The 16,038-nt window shown below is 57.7% G+C and carries 13 protein-coding genes; 7 read left to right on the top strand and 6 right to left on the bottom strand.

Annotated features, from left to right (window positions below; genetic code table 11):
- The first annotated feature begins 2 nt into the window (after window positions 1–2).
- The 4 genes from GBC55_RS20635 to ureC all read left to right on the top strand — a co-directional run bounded on the left by GBC55_RS20635 (window position 3) and on the right by ureC (window position 3,241).
- Entirely contained in the window at window positions 3–536 is a 534-nt protein-coding gene (locus tag GBC55_RS20635; RefSeq protein WP_162439158.1) for a GNAT family N-acetyltransferase, read from the top strand.
- Between the two features lie 6 nt (window positions 537–542).
- Window positions 543–1,076, top strand: coding sequence for a GNAT family N-acetyltransferase (locus GBC55_RS20630; protein ID WP_162439159.1), 534 nt, complete (start codon window positions 543–545; stop codon window positions 1,074–1,076).
- A complete protein-coding gene (locus tag GBC55_RS20625; RefSeq protein WP_109627750.1) occupies window positions 1,076–1,384 on the top strand; it encodes an urease subunit beta in 309 nt (102 codons plus the stop codon). Before GBC55_RS20630 ends, GBC55_RS20625 begins: the two co-directional genes overlap by 1 nt.
- A gap of 156 nt (window positions 1,385–1,540) precedes the next feature.
- Entirely contained in the window at window positions 1,541–3,241 is a 1,701-nt protein-coding gene (ureC, locus tag GBC55_RS20620) for an urease subunit alpha (RefSeq protein WP_162439160.1), read from the top strand.
- 61 nt (window positions 3,242–3,302) lie between these two features.
- On the opposite strand, the gene GBC55_RS20615 is transcribed toward ureC, so the two are convergent.
- Window positions 3,303–8,396, bottom strand: coding sequence for an NEL-type E3 ubiquitin ligase domain-containing protein (locus GBC55_RS20615; RefSeq protein ID WP_162439161.1), 5,094 nt, complete (start codon window positions 8,394–8,396; stop codon window positions 3,303–3,305).
- 243 nt (window positions 8,397–8,639) lie between these two features.
- Here GBC55_RS20615 and GBC55_RS20610 point away from each other — a divergent pair, with 243 nt between their 5' ends.
- Window positions 8,640–9,614: an RHS repeat-associated core domain-containing protein gene (locus GBC55_RS20610; RefSeq protein ID WP_162439162.1), complete on the top strand. Its 975-nt coding sequence runs from the start codon at window positions 8,640–8,642 to the stop codon at window positions 9,612–9,614.
- A 25-nt stretch (window positions 9,615–9,639) separates the two neighbouring features.
- Here the strand turns inward: GBC55_RS20610 and GBC55_RS20605 are convergent, their stop codons facing one another.
- Window positions 9,640–9,945 carry a chaperone modulator CbpM gene (locus GBC55_RS20605; RefSeq protein WP_140669669.1) on the bottom strand — a complete coding sequence of 102 codons (306 nt, stop codon included), beginning with the start codon at window positions 9,943–9,945 and terminating at the stop codon, window positions 9,640–9,642.
- A gap of 23 nt (window positions 9,946–9,968) precedes the next feature.
- Window positions 9,969–10,916, bottom strand: a complete 948-nt coding sequence (locus GBC55_RS20600) for a DnaJ C-terminal domain-containing protein (protein WP_162439163.1) — start codon at window positions 10,914–10,916, stop codon at window positions 9,969–9,971.
- A gap of 195 nt (window positions 10,917–11,111) precedes the next feature.
- Between GBC55_RS20600 and GBC55_RS20595 the strand changes: the two genes are divergently transcribed.
- Complete coding sequence (locus GBC55_RS20595) at window positions 11,112–12,386, top strand: Hsp70 family protein (protein ID WP_162439164.1); 1,275 nt, start codon at window positions 11,112–11,114, stop codon at window positions 12,384–12,386.
- Window positions 12,387–12,511: 125 nt separating this feature from the next.
- On the opposite strand, the gene GBC55_RS20590 is transcribed toward GBC55_RS20595, so the two are convergent.
- The 3 genes from GBC55_RS20590 to GBC55_RS20580 form a co-directional block, all read right to left on the bottom strand.
- The gene (locus tag GBC55_RS20590; protein ID WP_162439165.1) at window positions 12,512–13,525 is read right to left on the bottom strand and encodes a hypothetical protein; all 1,014 of its coding nucleotides are present in this window, start codon (window positions 13,523–13,525) and stop codon (window positions 12,512–12,514) included.
- Window positions 13,526–13,759: 234 nt separating this feature from the next.
- The gene (locus GBC55_RS20585) at window positions 13,760–14,065 is read right to left on the bottom strand and encodes a PsiF family protein (protein WP_162439166.1); all 306 of its coding nucleotides are present in this window, start codon (window positions 14,063–14,065) and stop codon (window positions 13,760–13,762) included.
- Between the two features lie 64 nt (window positions 14,066–14,129).
- Window positions 14,130–14,924: a helix-turn-helix transcriptional regulator gene (locus tag GBC55_RS20580; RefSeq protein ID WP_178114318.1), complete on the bottom strand. Its 795-nt coding sequence runs from the start codon at window positions 14,922–14,924 to the stop codon at window positions 14,130–14,132.
- Window positions 14,925–15,020: 96 nt separating this feature from the next.
- Between GBC55_RS20580 and GBC55_RS20575 the strand changes: the two genes are divergently transcribed.
- Window positions 15,021–15,908, top strand: coding sequence for a DMT family transporter (locus tag GBC55_RS20575; protein ID WP_162439168.1), 888 nt, complete (start codon window positions 15,021–15,023; stop codon window positions 15,906–15,908).
- Window positions 15,909–16,038 lie beyond the last annotated feature (130 nt).

Here is a 16,038-nt window from a genome sequence, read left to right as displayed (position 1 = left end):
CCATGACTTACCGCATCCGCGATGCCTTGCACGCCGACCTGCCGGCGATTCGCGATATCTACAACGATGCCGTACTCAATACCACGGCCATCTGGAACGAGCAGGCCGTCGACCTGGGCAACCGCCAGGCCTGGTTCAGCGCGCGACAGTCCCAGGGGTATCCCATCCTCGTAATCGTCGACGGTGATAACACCGTACTGGGCTACGCTTCGTTCGGCGACTGGCGGCCGTTCGATGGCTTTCGCCACACGGTCGAACACTCGGTCTACGTGCGCAGCGATCAGCGTGGCAATGGCCTCGGACCGCAACTGATGACGATGCTGATCGAACGCGCCAAAAGCTGTGACAAGCACATCATGGTTGCCGCCATCGAGAGTGGTAACGCCGCCTCCATTCGTTTGCATGAACGAGCCGGGTTTGTGACGACCGGACAGATGCCCCAGGTCGGCACCAAGTTCGGTCGCTGGCTGGACCTGACCTTCATGCAACTGACCCTCAATCCTGGCGCGCCACCACCGCTCGCCCACAAGGAGTGACACCCGATGAATGCCGCCCAACTGCGTCGCGTCAATGTCGACAGTTTTGCGCACTACCGTCAGGGGCTGATTGACCTGCTGCTCGACGCGGTGGGTTATGGCGCGAGTGTCGGCTTCATGGCTGACCTGGACACTACCCAGGCACGCGCCTATTTCGATGACGTCCAGGAGGACCTCAACAAAGGCAACGTGCTGCTCTGGGTGGTGGTCAAGGACGAACAGGTTCAAGCAAGCGTGCAACTGAGCTTGTGCCAGAAAGCCAATGGGCTGAACCGCGCGCAAGTGCAAAAACTGCTGGTGCGTGAACACGCGCGTCGGCGCGGCCTGGGCCAGCAATTGATGAGCGCTCTGGAAACCGCCGCCCTTCAGCATAAGCGCGGCATGCTGTACCTCGACACAGAGGCCGGCTCACCCGCAGAGGACTTCTACAAGGCCCTGGGTTACACCCGCGCCGGCCAGATCCCCGACTTCGCCTGCGACCCGAGCGGCCAGTACAAACCGACCGCCCTCTACTACAAGATCCTGCAAGGAGCCCATTGATGATTCCCGGTGAATACCAGATCCAGCCCGGCGACATCGAACTCAATGTCGGCCGTCGCACGGTCAGCCTGAAAGTGGCCAACAGCGGCGACCGGCCGATCCAGGTCGGCTCGCACTATCACTTTTTCGAAACCAACGATGCCCTGACATTTGACCGCGCCGCCAGCCGCGGCATGCGCCTGAATATCCCCGCCGGTACCGCCGTGCGCTTCGAGCCGGGGCAAAGCCGCGAAGTCGAGTTGGTGGACCTGGCCGGGCATCGCCGGGTGTTCGGGTTTGCCGGGCGGATCATGGGTGACCTCGACTGACTGTGGCGAGGGGATTTATCCCCGTTCGGGTGCAAAGAACCCGCAATCTGGCGAATGCGTTATTGCAGAGAGATCGGAGTGCCAGGTTTTACGACCGCTGCGCGGCCGAACGGGGATAAATCCCCTCGCCACAATACATTTGTGCAAGGAATTACGATGAAGATTTCCCGTCAAGCCTACGCCGACATGTTCGGCCCCACCGTCGGCGACAAGGTCCGCCTGGCCGATACCGAACTGTGGATCGAAGTGGAAAAGGACTTCACCACCTACGGCGAAGAAGTGAAATTCGGTGGCGGAAAAGTTATCCGCGACGGCCAGGGCCAGAGCCAATTGCTCGCCGCCGAAGTGGTCGACACTGTGATCACCAACGCACTGATCATCGACCATTGGGGCGTGGTCAAAGCCGACGTCGGCCTCAAAGACGGGCGCATTGCCGGGATCGGCAAGGCTGGCAACCCGGACGTGCAGCCGAACGTCAGTATTGCGATCGGCGCCAGCACCGAAGTGATTGCCGGTGAAGGCATGATCCTCACCGCGGGCGGCATCGACACCCACATCCACTTCATCTGCCCACAGCAGATCGAAGAGGCATTGATGAGCGGTGTCACCACCATGATCGGCGGCGGAACCGGTCCCGCGACCGGCACCAACGCCACCACCTGCACCTCCGGCCCTTGGCACCTGGCACGCATGCTTCAGGCCGCCGATGCCTTCCCGATGAACATCGGCCTCACCGGCAAAGGCAACGCGAGCCTGCCGGAGCCGCTGATCGAGCAGGTCAAGGCCGGTGCCATCGGCCTGAAGTTGCACGAAGACTGGGGCACCACGCCGGCGAGCATCGACAATTGCCTGACCGTTGCCGACCAATACGATGTTCAGGTGGCGATTCACACCGACACGCTTAATGAATCGGGCTTCGTCGAAACCACCCTCGCCGCGTTCAAGGGGCGCACCATTCACACCTACCACACCGAAGGCGCCGGTGGCGGCCATGCGCCGGACATCATCAAAGCTTGCGGCTTCCCCAACGTGCTGCCAAGCTCGACCAACCCGACCCGGCCGTTCACCCGCAACACCATCGACGAACACCTCGACATGCTGATGGTCTGCCACCACCTGGACCCGAGTATTGCCGAAGACGTGGCTTTCGCCGAGAGCCGCATCCGTCGGGAAACCATTGCCGCCGAAGACATCCTCCACGACCTCGGCGCGTTCTCGATGATCAGCTCCGACAGCCAGGCCATGGGGCGCGTCGGCGAAGTCATCACGCGCACCTGGCAGACTGCCGACAAGATGAAAAAGCAGCGCGGCCCACTGCCGGGTGACGGTGAAGGCAACGACAATTTCCGCGCCAAACGCTACATCGCAAAGTACACCATCAACCCCGCGATCACTCACGGTATCAGCCACGAAGTGGGCTCGGTCGAAGTGGGGAAATGGGCAGATCTGGTGCTGTGGCGTCCGGCATTTTTTGGCGTAAAACCCTCGCTGATTCTCAAGGGTGGCGCGATTGCAGCCAGCCTGATGGGCGATGCCAACGCGTCGATACCGACACCGCAACCGGTGCACTACCGTCCGATGTTCGCCAGTTACGGCGGCTCGCTGCATGCCACCAGCCTGACCTTTATCAGCCAGGCAGCGCAGGAGGCCGGCTTGCCGGAAGCCTTGGGGTTGAAGAAGAAAATCGCCGTGGTCAAAGGCTGTCGCGACGTGCAGAAAACCGACCTGATCCACAATGATTACCTGCCACAGATCGATGTCGACCCGCAGACCTATCAGGTGAAAGCCGACGGGGTTTTGTTGTGGTGCGAGCCGGCTGAAACCTTGCCCATGGCACAACGTTACTTCCTGTTCTAACGGACGCTGAACGTAAAAAGCCCCGAATGCAGCATCGCATTCGGGGCCCGTCAAACATCAATCAACTGGCAGACTGGACCGTAAACGGTATCTCCGTCCTTCGCAGCTTTGCACGCTCGATGGCTTGCTCGGTCAAGGACTTTTCCAGGTTCTTGATTGCGATAAATTGGTCCATTTCATCCGCATCCTGCATGGCCAGTTTCAACGCGTCGAAATCACTGCGATACGTTGTTTCCAGGTACGACCTCCAGAAAGGCTGCTCAAGTATGCTCTCCGCAAGCAGCTCCCCCTGCTCCAGGCCCAACACATGGAGACGAGCAGCGGTGATCATTTCCGGCTCAACGCCAGCCATTGTCCTGAACAGCATGCCACGCGATTGCCACGGCAGATCCAGGCTTTCGGCCAAATCAGTCATGTAGGCCAGCTGAACTTCCACTTCATCGATCGTCCCGATAACAGTGCCGTCGGGACCTGCTCGCCTGAATGTCTCTCCGTTCGCCAAGCGATCGGCAATGCGCCGACGTGCAATCGCGCCGATCTCATCCAGTCGGGACTTGCCTCTGGCCAGTTCCACCAGTTCGGCCTCGACAAGGGCGGGGCTCTGTAGAGCGTAAGCCTCCTTGACCAGCACCTTGACGCCCAGGGCGTTGAACAATTGACTTGCCCCATCAGAACACTCAGTCACGACAATCGATTCGGAGAACGCCGTCTCACGCAATTCAGCATCCTCGTACATGGCCTCCAGCAGTCGCCAGACCTTGGCCGTCAGTGCGCTGCGATAGGTCGTTTCAGGAGAGCTGAAATCAGCCGATTCTGTCAGCCGGCGTATGACATCGAAAAATTGTTCGGACCCTGACTCATCCTCAAGCTCGTCCCAAAGAATCAACCTTTCCCTGAACACCGCATCAGGCATGCCCTGCGCCCATTTAAGGCTGTCCAGCAAACCTCGGGGTGGGTAAGGGCGCTCCGGGTCCATGCCCACAGATTCGGTATACCGTTTGAGCTTTTCCAGGACATCAGCCGGCATCCACTCGGGTTCACGACTGACGAAGGTGCGGGCGAGCAGCTCCGCGCGGAACGAACCCGGTGCAATATCGGGGATCTCTGTCAATCGGTTGAATTTCAGATTCAGATGAATATGACGCGATCGGGATTTGCCGAACAGTCCGATGGGCCATTCTTTGATGCCGGTGCTCTCAAGATTGAGAACCGCCAGTCTTGGCATCTGGCTGATGTCAGGCACCAGTCCTAATGGATTTCCAGGCAATGAAAGAAGCTCTAACCGGGTCAAGCCTCGCAGTCGCGCCACCGCCTGACGGGTCAATACGATTTGATTGTTATCCATGCACAAACTGGTCAGATGTCGCAGGTCACCGATTATCGGCGGCAACCGGTTTAACGTATTGCTGCCCAGATCCAGCGTGCGAAGCCCGGGAAAATGCTCGAGAAACTCTCCTTGGCTACTGAGCATGCTGGCTTCGCGCATACTCAGGCTCGTAACGTGGTCAAAATTGGCGTTCAGTCTGGGAAAGCTCGAAAGATGCCGGCTCATCGCCATACCGTCCAGATTAAGGTGCTGCGCGCGAACGATGCCAGGGGCATCGACCCCCGCCGGCCCTGTCCTTTGCCAACATTGCCTGATCGCCCGGTAGAGCCTGTTTCGCGATTCCCATTCCGCCACTCCGGCGGGACTGAAGCGAAAGGACACGGTCGGAGAGTTCATCCAGCGTTGTAGCGTGCCGTTGAGCTCGTTGAATTCGTTCTCCAAGGCGATGACTCGCGCTTGCGCTGCACCGGACACGGGTCCCAGTACGGCTGCAATCTGTTCGTCGGAATACTCCGGATAAAGAGTACTGACCCGACGCCGCAACAACGGGTCATCGGCGATCCCGCGATACCCCGGCATGCCGCCACGAAGACGCATTGTTTCAGGGTCATAAGCCGGTTTACGCTCCGGGTGCTCGCTTAAAACCGATTCGAATTGCTCGCGATCAAGCGGTGAGCGTTGCAGGTCAAGCTTGAGTCGCTCCCCCTCGAAAATGTCATACCCCAGCGCCCGTCGCTCTTTGTCTGGCAATGCGCGCAACAACGAAGCAAAGAAATTATCATTCCCGTGCAAATGCTGATTGCTCTCGTCACGCGCCTGATAGCCCCCCTCATCTTCAAGAATCAACACTTTGCGAATGGGGGCCTCTTCAGGGCCTATGCTGGCGTAAAGCTTGCCGTTAAACGAAAACTCGCGGATTTCGATACGCACATCGTTCGACCAACCCGGCAATGTAGCCAACGACGCCAGCTCCAACCGTCGCGTATCGTTGTTCTCCAGCGCCTCAAGGTAAAGCCCCTCATAGGCTCGACTGACGCGCACCCGTTGCTGAGCCTGGCGTGCCTGTTCGCGCAAGCGCAAGGGAAGGGTCTGCTTCTCTGACAGGTGCTTGAGGTCGGCTGCAGTGGCATCCTGCAACAGGCGTTCGGCCACAGCATTCGGCAATTGCGGATAGGCATCGGTTATCAGATGGACCTGGGCCGCGCCGGCTTCCTCGTGTTGTTTGTACAGGGCTTCAAACAGCTGCTTGTGTTTTTTGGTCGCCTCGCTCGCCAACTGTTCCTTCAGAGCCTGAACGCGCAGCTCCCTTTTACTGGAAATTGATTGCCCAAGCAGTTCATGGACTTCCCGCTCATCAAGGGTTTCCACAGTGCGCTGTGGCAATTTTCCTGCACGGAGTTCGGCTCGGCTCAACTTGATCCGTCGGGCACTGGTTGCATCAATGTTGCCGATGATCGTTGAAGGGCCGTTCAAATCAGGGCTCTCAAAAATTTCTACGGCCCTGCCTTCCGGCCAGCGGGGCAAGTCGGTCATGAGGCGCGTGACATTGTCCGCCAAACGCTCGGAAACCTGATTGGCAATTATTTGCCGACCTGTTTCGCCCGCTTCGGCATACAGCCTGAAACGTTTGATCGAATCGCTGAGCATGATTGGCGGCGGGTCGAGTTCGACATGCAGCCGACGCAGCTCGCCTTCCGAAATACCCGCCACAGTGCAGATTTGTTCAAGTTTTTCAGTTGACCAGTCGTTCACTGAAGTGCCCAGTCGCCGTAACAAACGCTCCTTGCTCCAGGTCAACGGTTGGTCGACTTCGGTCTTCCAGGCTCCTGCACCGTTATGCTCAACCACAGGTTGATAGGCTTGCGGTCGAGTTGGATGCTGCAAACGGTGCTGCCCGGTTTCAGCGTCCTGGGCGAGCGCGAAATGCTTGTCATCAAGCGGCAGAAAATGCTGACCTTCATGTTGGTAGATACCCAACCCGTTTGCATGGGCTGACTCAGGCAATACCGATGGGCGTTCGTAGGCGGTCAAATCGGGATTCCAGAGCTTTTCTGCGCCGTTGATTTGCACCGGTTTGAGTTGATCGACGAAAGAAGACGGTTTGATCGCAATGACGTTTGTCGGCAGTAAGTGCCCCGCCCCCATCAGCGCCAGCTGTGCAAAGTTGATGAGGGCGCCATTGATGTATCCCGATGCCTCCTCCTTATCGCCGTTACTCCAGTCCTCAATGCCTTCAGCCAGGTCCGCGAGCATCTGCGCCACCATCACTCCCAGCACCGCTTCACCGAGTCCCGGGACCAGCAACGCGCCGAAATTGAACACATTCCATCCGATCTCCAGAATGCTGGTCAGACGTTTCCAACGGGCTGCCGCGTCTTCATCGCCGGTCGGCACTGCAATTTTTCGGGCATCCGCGATTGCCTTGTCCCGTCGCTGCTGGAAAAGTGTGCCCCACAGATCACCTGTTATCAGGTTGGTGATCGGCTCTGCATTAGGGTTCTCTATTGCGGTTTCCCGCCACCATGGCCCCATGTCCAATGGTTCAGGTTGTTGCAAGGTAAAGGTCTTGAGACGTTCGTTAACGCGAGTAAAAAATCGCCCTTTGTCCTTCTGCTCCACGAACCGGCTGAAAAACTCCTGATACTCCGGGGTGCACAAGCGGCCGATCAACGTTGCCATGAAATCCGTCAACGAAGCGTATTCCTTCAGCGGATGCTCTGGATCGTCGGGGATATAAGCGATCACCGGACCGTTCAAGCGACTCTGATTGTAAATATCTTCGTTGCGCAGAGTTTCATCGAGGACGCCTTGTGGTCCGTTGGCAAAGAAGTTCTGCAGTAACTTGTATCGTTCATACAGGTTTCCCGACAACACCGGTATCCGGCGGGACCAGTCAAGCCAGAAAGATAAACTTTGCGGTGTGAGCTCCTCGATCGCTTTCTTTATTTCCGAGGGTTCGCTCAAGGCACTGAACAGTGTAATTCCCGTCAGTTTGAAACCCATCAGCGACAAACGATGATTGAGCAGTGGGCGGCCATACAACTTGACACTTCGCTTGCCCTCGACAATATGTTGAAGGCTGTCATAGGCGTCCGTACTGATGTCCCGTTTCAGGCGCGATACCAACGCTGAATACCTGAATGCTGCTTTCTCACTGGCGATCGAGCGCTGCGCCAGTGTGCGCCTGGCATTGAGGTCCTCTGGCAGTAGTTGCTCTTTAAGGTGGGTCTGGTATTGCGCACCGATGTCCAGTGTGCGACATAACGAAGCAAATTTTTGCACCGTTATACGTGTGTCCCGCACGGGGGTGTCTTGAGCATCTTTGCGGAACACACCGGAGCCTGCGCGAAAGGTTCCTTCCTGGGTTTCCGCCTCCTCGAAGTTGTGCAACGCTGCCGCGAGCAACGACGAGCTCCTGATAACACTGGCTCCGGTGTCGATTCCGAAAATAATCTTGCTCGGCACCGTCAGTTGCAAAGTCAGGCTTTTCGGGTCTTCGTCAATATCGAAATGTGCTTTCAACGCGACCTTGAGCAATGGTTCGGCAAAGGTATCGATATCGTGCTGCAACCCCTCGAAAAGCTGATCTACCGCGCTCTGCAGACGCCAATGATCATTGAGTAATTGTTTGAGGTGATGGCGATCGGCGCTGCTTGAGCTCAGGTACCATCCCGGCATCTTTGTTTCGGTATTAACGAGCGATTTCAACTGTGCCAATGAGGCGTTACGCACCGCGTCGGGAATAGTATTTACTACTCGATCATAATGAATACCACTAACGGCCGTAGAGGTAAGTTCAAGCAGGTGGCTTCCTTGCGAATCAGACATGGTTCAACAACCTTAAATCAGTTTTTTGAACCCACTAGATTATTCACACACTCAAAAAACAAAAGATCAAATAACTGTCCGTTAATTATCTAATCAAACGCAAAACAGTCGAGAAACAACATAGTTAAAATACATAAATACAGCCTCAGACAGGAACGTTTGTACCTATCAGATCTGCTAGTACCCGATGGCTGACGAACCGAGTATTTTTAAAGCCCCACGACCTCGACAAGGAAGCCCGTTATGACTCGCTCTCATGCAGATGCCCCCAAATCCTCTCGAACGTCACGCACCCTTCTGCTGGCGACAGACAATAAAAACTCCATCCTCGCGGAAATCGACGGGGGCAAGCTCAATCCTGTTGCTTACTCGGCTTACGGTCAGCAGTCCGCTCAGGAGGGTGTGGCGACAGGGCTCGGATTCAATGGCGCGCTACGAGAAAGGCAGGTTGGGTGGTATCTGCTGGGGAATGGCTATCGCGCTTACAACCCGACATTGATGCGCTTTCATAGCCCCGACAGTTGGAGCCCGTTTGGGGGAGGTGGGTTGAATGCGTATATGTATTGCGTAGGGGATCCGGTGAATTTTTCGGATCCGACGGGGCATATGCCTAAAGGGATTTTTTCCAGGTTTCGCAAATCACTCACCGTGCCTGACACCAATCTAAGAACCGCTTCAATCCAGTCTCCTTCGTCTTCCACGAGCACGCTCATAGGCACAAATGCAACACCTGTCCCGGCGACCACACCTACCCACGTAATGGTCGTATTGCCGCAGCCGAACACTCCTACCCACGTAATGGTCAGATTGCCACGGGCAACAGCAGACGCTCAACCTGGTCCAGTAAGTCGTCGAGACATCGACGTAGCCTACCGACAATCAGTGACAGGACAGCAAAATGGGCAGTCACTGTCCTCAAGCCCTCCCCAGGAAGGGATGATGCCTTTTCAACAATGGATCGAGCGTCATCATCGTCCTCGAGAACACGCACCTGTGTCCCTCCCTACTGTCCGCTCGAGCAACAACGATCCTACAAGTGGGCATACCTTGGTAATGGGCCAAAACGGTCAGCTGCGAATAAGTTTGAACCGCCCGGCAGCAGAAACTCTGGGCGGTATGCCAAACCCTCCAACTGTGCACCCAGAGGGTCAAACAATTGGTCTAAGACTCCGTCTTAATTCACCCGTAGAAGCCAGTACCACAGTGAGAAGAAAGTAAGTCCGGACCGCGCGTTCCAATGAATCTACTCCACTACCAACCGCCCCAACCGCTGCTTCAACATCCGGTTCTCCGCCCTTAGCTGCTGGACCTCTTCAAGCAGGTCCAGCGCCAGGGCGACGCCTTCCCACTCCAGTTCCAGGTCGCGCCGCAGTTTGGCGGCACGCTTGGCCAATGCCAGCTCGTAATCGTTGAAACGCCAGTCCTTGGGCTGCTTGCCCTGAGGTTCGAGGATGCCGTGTTCGACGATTTCGATCACGTAAACGTCCGATAAATCAGTCGCCTCGCAGAATTCGGCCAGGTCCAGGTGAACGATCAGGGGTGTGCTCATGACGGGCTACTCCGATTCTGGATTCAGAAGTTCTCTCTAGGGTTGAACGCAGCTTTCTCGGCCAGTTCCTGCCACAGCGCCTTGACCTCGTCACTGGCTGTTTTCGGCATCACCGCCTTGAGCTGCACAAACAGGTAACCGCGCTCGCCGGCCTTGTTCATCAAACCGTGGCCCTTGGCGCGCATACGTTGACCGTTCTGACTGCCGGCAGGGACCTTGAGGTTGATCTTGCCGGTCAGGGTCGGCACCGCGACTTCCGTCCCCAGCGCCAGCTCCCATGGGGCCAATGGCAAGGTGATGATCAGGTTTTCGCCTTCAACATCGTATTTCGGGTGCGGTGCAAAACGAATGATCAGGTACAGGTCGCCATTGGCGCCGCCACCCACACCCGGGGCCCCTTGACCCTTGAGGCGGATGCGCTCGCCGTCGGTCACGCCCGCCGGAATTTTCACGTTCAGGCTTTTGCTGGTGTTGCTGACATGTTGCCCGGCAGCGTTGTACTGCGGGACCTGGAAGCTGACCTTCTTCGATTCGTTCGAGAGGGTTTCTTCCAGAAAAACCGGTAATTCCATTTCCACGTCTTGCCCTCGACGTCCGGCGCTGCGGCCCGACTGTCCACCCCCAAAACCAGGACCACGGTTGCCGAAGATCGAACTGAAGAAGTCCGAAAAATCGCCCGTGTCCTGACCACCACCGAAACCGCCCGCACCACGCCCCTGCCAACCTGGCGGGCCCTGGAACGGTTGGCCGTGCTGGCCGTATTTGCGCAAATCGTCGTATTCGGCGCGCTTGTCGGCACTTTTCAGCGCTTCATAGGCTTCCGAGGCGTCCTTGAACTTTTCCTCGGCATCCTTTTCCTTGCTGACGTCCGGGTGGTATTTGCGCGCGAGCTTGCGATAGGCAGCTTTGATCGCCTTATCGTCCGCCGTCGGCTCCACACCGAGAATCTTGTAATAGTCTTTGAAGTCCATCTAAGGATCACCATCCGTTATCAAAATCGCTCAGCCACCTGCAGCATGCGCTGCCAGGCCCAATGCAGACAAGGTTGGGGCGAAGGATAGTCTTTCAAGGCGCTATTAGCCGAGATTTAGCGGATAGTCGGCCTTCGAATCTGTGCCGCACTGACATACACTGCGCGGCCGTTTTTTAACCGGAACCTGAAAGACATGAAAAACGCATCTCCAGCTCGTGCCTGTGGTATCGACTTTGGCACGTCCAACTCCACCGTCGGCTGGATTCGCCCCGGCATGGAAACGCTGATCGCGCTGGAGGATGACAAGATCACCCTGCCGTCGGTGGTGTTCTTCAATATGGAAGAGCGCCGCCCGGTCTACGGCCGCCTGGCGCTGCACGAGTACCTGGAAGGCTACGAAGGCCGCCTGATGCGCTCGCTCAAGAGCCTGCTGGGCTCCAAGCTGATCAAGCACGACACCAGCGTCCTCGGCACCGCGATGCCCTTCAAGGACCTGCTCGGGCTGTTCATCGGCCAGCTGAAGAAGCGCGCCGAGGCTGCCGCCGGTCGCGAGTTCGAAGAGGTGGTACTGGGTCGCCCGGTGTTCTTCGTCGATGACGATGAAATGGCCGACCAGGAAGCGGAAAACACCCTGGTGGACGTGGCCCGCGCCATTGGCTTCAAAGATGTGTCGTTCCAGTACGAGCCGATTGCCGCGGCGTTCGATTACGAGTCGACCATCGAAAAGGAAGAGCTGGTGCTGATCGTCGACATCGGCGGTGGTACGTCCGACTTCTCGCTGGTGCGCCTGTCGCCGGATCGCCGGGCCAATGACAACCGTCACGATGACATCCTTGCCACCGGCGGCGTGCACATCGGCGGTACCGACTTCGACAAGCAGCTGAGCCTGCAAGGCCTGATGCCGCTGTTCGGCTACGGCAGCCGCATGAAGAGTGGTGCGTACATGCCCACCAGCCACCACATGAACCTGGCGACCTGGCACACCATCAACTCGGTGTACTCGCAGAAGTCGACCCTGGCCCTGGGCAGCATGCGTTACGACATCGAGGACACCGGTGGCATCGACCGTCTGTTCAAGCTGATCGACCAGCGCGCCGGTCACTGGCTGGCCATGGAAGTGGAAGAAACCAAGATCCAGCTCACCCGCGCCGACAGCCGCCATGTTCCGCTGGACCGTATCGAGCCGGGGTTGAGCGTGGAGTTGAGTCGGGCGCTGTTCGAGTCCGCCATCGAGGCGCTGCTGGAGCGTGTGCGCAACAGCGTGACCAAGATGCTGAACGACGCCAATGTGCGGGTTGATCAGGTGGACACGGTGTTCTTTACCGGTGGTTCGAGCGGAATTCCGGCATTGCGTAACAGCGTTTCGGACATGTTGCCGAACGCACGGCATGTAGAAGGGAACATCTTTGGCAGCATCGGTAGCGGTTTGGCCATTGAGGCCAGCAAGCGCTACGGCACGATGGACTGATCTGAAACCAGGGTGCCCCCATCGCTAGCAGGCTAGCTCCCACATTGGATCTGCGGTGTTCACAAAACCAGTGTGGGAGCTAGCCTGCTAGCGATGGCGTCAGATCAGTCAACACATCTGCCCGATCAAACCATCCCCACCTGCTTCAACTCGCTCTTCAGATACGCGTAGTAAATCGGCCCCGCCACCACCCCCGGCAGGCCGAACGCGGCCTCGAACACCAGCATTGCCAACAGCAACTCCCACGACTTCGCACTGATCTGGCCGCCGACGATGCGCGCGTTGAGAAAGTACTCAAGCTTGTGGATAAAGATCAGATAACCCAGCGCCGCCACGGCGACCCAGATCGACAGCGACAAGCCGACGATGGTGATCAGCGTGTTCGACATCAGGTTACCGATCACCGGCAACAAACCAAGCAGGAAGGTCAGCACGATCAGGGTCTTGGTCAGCGGTAACTTGATGCCGAACATCGGCAAGATCACCGCCAGGAAAATCCCGGTAAAGAACGTGTTGAGCAGGGAAATCTTGATCTGGGCAAACACGATGTTGCGAAAGGCCTGGACCAGCAGATGCAGACGATCGAACAGTGCAGCGGCCAGTGGTTTGCGCTTGGTCACGTCCGGCACACGCTGCAACGCGATGATCGCGCCCAGCACCATGCCGATCAGCAACGTCACGAACATGTGCGCCGCGTCTTTGCCGACGAGCTGAAGGTCGCTGAGGTGCTTGCTCATCCACTCGCCAATGGCCACCCGAAACTCCGCGGCACTGGCCGGCAGATAGGCGTCGATGAATGGCGGTAATTGCCCACGCGCCCGGTCGACCACGTGCATGAATTTGTCGAGGGAGGCGCCGGGGTTTTCCGCTTCGTGCAACAGAAAGCTGATCGCCCCGGCAAAAATCAGCGCCAGCGCGCTCACCACCAAGGTGCCCAGCAAGGCCACCGCCAGCCAGCGCGCTCGCCGGCCTTCGATCAGACGTTGCAGCTGCGGGGTGAGCATGTTGACCAGTTCGAACACCAGCAATCCGGCCAGCAGGCTCGGCAGCAACCGCAGAGGAATCACCAACAGCAAACCACCAAAAATGATGACCCAACTGATAAGCAGCAAGACATGGCGTTGAGAAAACGTTGGCATACAGCCTCAAAACGAACGGCGTAAAAGGATGGGCAGTCTGCCAGCGTTCCGAGGGCAGCACTAGGGAATGTGTAGGGCGACCTTGGTCGGAGACTCGAAAGATTTTCAGGGTGCTTGCGGGCCTCATCGCGGGCAAGCCCGCTCCCACAGTGGTTATGTGCACACCTGACAAATGTGGGAGCGGGCTTGCCCGCGATGAGGCCCTCAATGCCCCCACATCTTCATGCCCTATCTTTATTTCTTCAGGCAATCACTCATGAACGCTTTGCGCTCGTCGCCCTTCAACGCTTTAGTCGCGGCGTCGGCGTTGCAGGTTTTCATTTTCTCTTGCTGCGGGGTCAATGCTTTAGCGTCATCGTTTGCCGCCGGCGCCGCCTTCAGGCAGGTGCTCATGAACATCTTGCGCTCATCGCCCTTGAGGCTTTTAGCCGTCGCGTCGGCGTTACAGGTGGTCATCTTGTTCTGTTGGGCCGTGGCCGCGAAGCCTTGAGAGCAGAGCAGCAAACCGATCATCAGCAAAGGGACACGCAACATCTTCATGGAGTTTTCTCCTGGTCGCCGCACCGAGGGACGCGGCCTTGTTCAGGAGTGTAGACAACGCCTGTTACGCCTTCCTGCTTTCAAGATGGCTACGCCGATACTGCTCCGGCGTGCACCCCGCCTGCCGTTGAAACATCGCGATAAACGCAGAACCAGTGCTGTAACCCATGTCGAATGCGACGTCCTGGATGCTGCGATGGCTGTCCAGTGCTTCGATCGCCGAGAGGAAGCGCAAGCGCTGACGCCACTCCCCGAAACTCATGCCCAACTCACGCACGAACTGCCGCGCCAACGTGCGCTCGCTGACATGGATTTGCGCAGCCCAGGCTGACAGCGGGCGGTTATCCCCAGGCTCGGCCTGCAACGCTTCAAGAATCGCGAGCAGCCCGGCACTGCTGGCGTAGGGTAAATAGCACTCATGGACAGGCGCTTGTTGCAGCTGATCGACCAGCACCTGGGCCAGGCGCTGGTCCGCCGCGTTTTCGGGAATCTTCACGTCCCTCGCGGCGAAATCCTTGAGGATCGCCTTGAGTATTTCACTGATCGCCAGCGTGCAAGCCTGCGTGGGCAGGTCGAGGCACAACGAAGGCGCAAGGCAGACCGCACGGTAGTTGACCGGTTGATTGCTGTAGAAGCTGTGTTCGATGTGCGGCGGCACCCACACCGCATACTGCGGGGGTGACATGAACCGGCTACTGCCGATTTCCATGTGCAGCACGCCATTGGCCGAATACTCGAGCGTGCCCCACGGATGACGATGGGGCGCGGCATATTCGTGCGTGTCGAAGTCGGCATACCGGAAGTAGACCGGAGACGGCAATTCGCTGAAATCCAGCAAGTCGATGTGTTTACTGGTCATGCTGTCCGTCATCAAGGGCCCGTTGTCTGGATCGAAGTATAAGCTTTCATCCAGACAGACGATAATTGTCCCTCATTAACGTTCTGGTTGTTCCTGATGCAATACGCTTATCCCCTGCTCGCCATTTTTATCTGGGCCGGCAACACCGTGATCAACAAGCTCGCCGTTGGGGCGATCTTTCCTGCCGAGATCGGTTTCTATCGCTGGCTGCTGGCGGGCTTGCTGTTCACGCCGTTCATGCTCAAACCGGTGATCGCCCATTGGTCGTTGATCCGTCCCAATCTGGGCAAGATTTTTATCCTTGGCGTGCTCGGCATGGCGGTTTATCAGAGCCTGGCCTACTTCGCCGCGACCCTGACCTCGGCCACCAACATGGGCATCATTTTGTCGCTGATGCCCTTGATGTCCCTCGCCATGGCGATTGCCAGCCTCGGCCAGCGCCTGACCGCAGGCGCATTGACCGGCGCGGTACTGTCATTTGCCGGCGTGCTGGTGGTGGTGTCGTCCGGTAGCCTGGCGGCATTGCTGGAACACGGCGTGAACCTGGGCGATGCGATGATGTTGATCGCCACCCTGGCCTATGCGATCTACAGCACGTTGCTGAAAAAATGGCAGCTGCGCCTGCCACCGCTGGTGTTGCTGTACTTGCAGGTACTGGTGGCGGTGATTGTGTTGTTTCCGTTGTTCATCGCCTCGCCGAAGGTCGGCCCGACCCTGCAGAACATCCCGCTGGTGCTGTACGCCTGCCTGCTCGCGTCGATGGTGGCGCCACTGGCGTGGATGCAGGCGATTGTGCGTCTCGGCCCGAGCCGGACCACGCTGTTTTTCAATCTGCTGCCGTTGATCACTGCGCTGATTGCGGCGGTGGTATTACATGAGCAGCTGGCGATGTATCACCTGGTGGGGGGCGTGCTGACGCTGGGTGGGGTGATTCTTTCGGAGCGTTGGACCACTGTTTTGGGTCGTAAAAACAGCGTCGCCTGATTGAAAAGATCGCAGCCTGCGGTGTAGTGGTTCAGTTTTTTTAAACCATCCCGTAGGAGGATTAAGCCGCCTGTTGCTCGAACAGCGCAGGCGGCAAGTGGTTCGAGGCGGAGTGGCAACGGCGATAGTT

Origin of the sequence: Pseudomonas sp. TNT3, from assembly GCF_010095445.2 — a bacterium.
Taxonomy (GTDB): Bacteria; Pseudomonadota; Gammaproteobacteria; order Pseudomonadales; family Pseudomonadaceae; genus Aquipseudomonas.
This window is presented reverse-complemented; position numbering and strand designations above follow the sequence as displayed.

Excerpts from the sequence above, each read along its gene's own strand:
- GBC55_RS20575 (WP_162439168.1), top strand. The coding sequence starts at position 15,021 with ATGCAATACGCTTATCCCCTGCTCGCCATTTTTATCTGGGCCGGCAAC.
- GBC55_RS20585 (WP_162439166.1), bottom strand. The coding sequence starts at position 14,065 with ATGAAGATGTTGCGTGTCCCTTTGCTGATGATCGGTTTGCTGCTCTGC.
- GBC55_RS20610 (WP_162439162.1), top strand. The coding sequence starts at position 8,640 with ATGACTCGCTCTCATGCAGATGCCCCCAAATCCTCTCGAACGTCACGC.
- GBC55_RS20615 (WP_162439161.1), bottom strand. The coding sequence starts at position 8,396 with ATGTCTGATTCGCAAGGAAGCCACCTGCTTGAACTTACCTCTACGGCC.
- ureC (WP_162439160.1), top strand. The coding sequence starts at position 1,541 with ATGAAGATTTCCCGTCAAGCCTACGCCGACATGTTCGGCCCCACCGTC.
- GBC55_RS20595 (WP_162439164.1), top strand. The coding sequence starts at position 11,112 with ATGAAAAACGCATCTCCAGCTCGTGCCTGTGGTATCGACTTTGGCACG.
- GBC55_RS20630 (WP_162439159.1), top strand. The coding sequence starts at position 543 with ATGAATGCCGCCCAACTGCGTCGCGTCAATGTCGACAGTTTTGCGCAC.
- GBC55_RS20605 (WP_140669669.1), bottom strand. The coding sequence starts at position 9,945 with ATGAGCACACCCCTGATCGTTCACCTGGACCTGGCCGAATTCTGCGAG.
- GBC55_RS20600 (WP_162439163.1), bottom strand. The coding sequence starts at position 10,916 with ATGGACTTCAAAGACTATTACAAGATTCTCGGTGTGGAGCCGACGGCG.
- GBC55_RS20590 (WP_162439165.1), bottom strand. The coding sequence starts at position 13,525 with ATGCCAACGTTTTCTCAACGCCATGTCTTGCTGCTTATCAGTTGGGTC.
- GBC55_RS20625 (WP_109627750.1), top strand. The coding sequence starts at position 1,076 with ATGATTCCCGGTGAATACCAGATCCAGCCCGGCGACATCGAACTCAAT.
- GBC55_RS20580 (WP_178114318.1), bottom strand. The coding sequence starts at position 14,924 with ATGACCAGTAAACACATCGACTTGCTGGATTTCAGCGAATTGCCGTCT.
- GBC55_RS20635 (WP_162439158.1), top strand. The coding sequence starts at position 3 with ATGACTTACCGCATCCGCGATGCCTTGCACGCCGACCTGCCGGCGATT.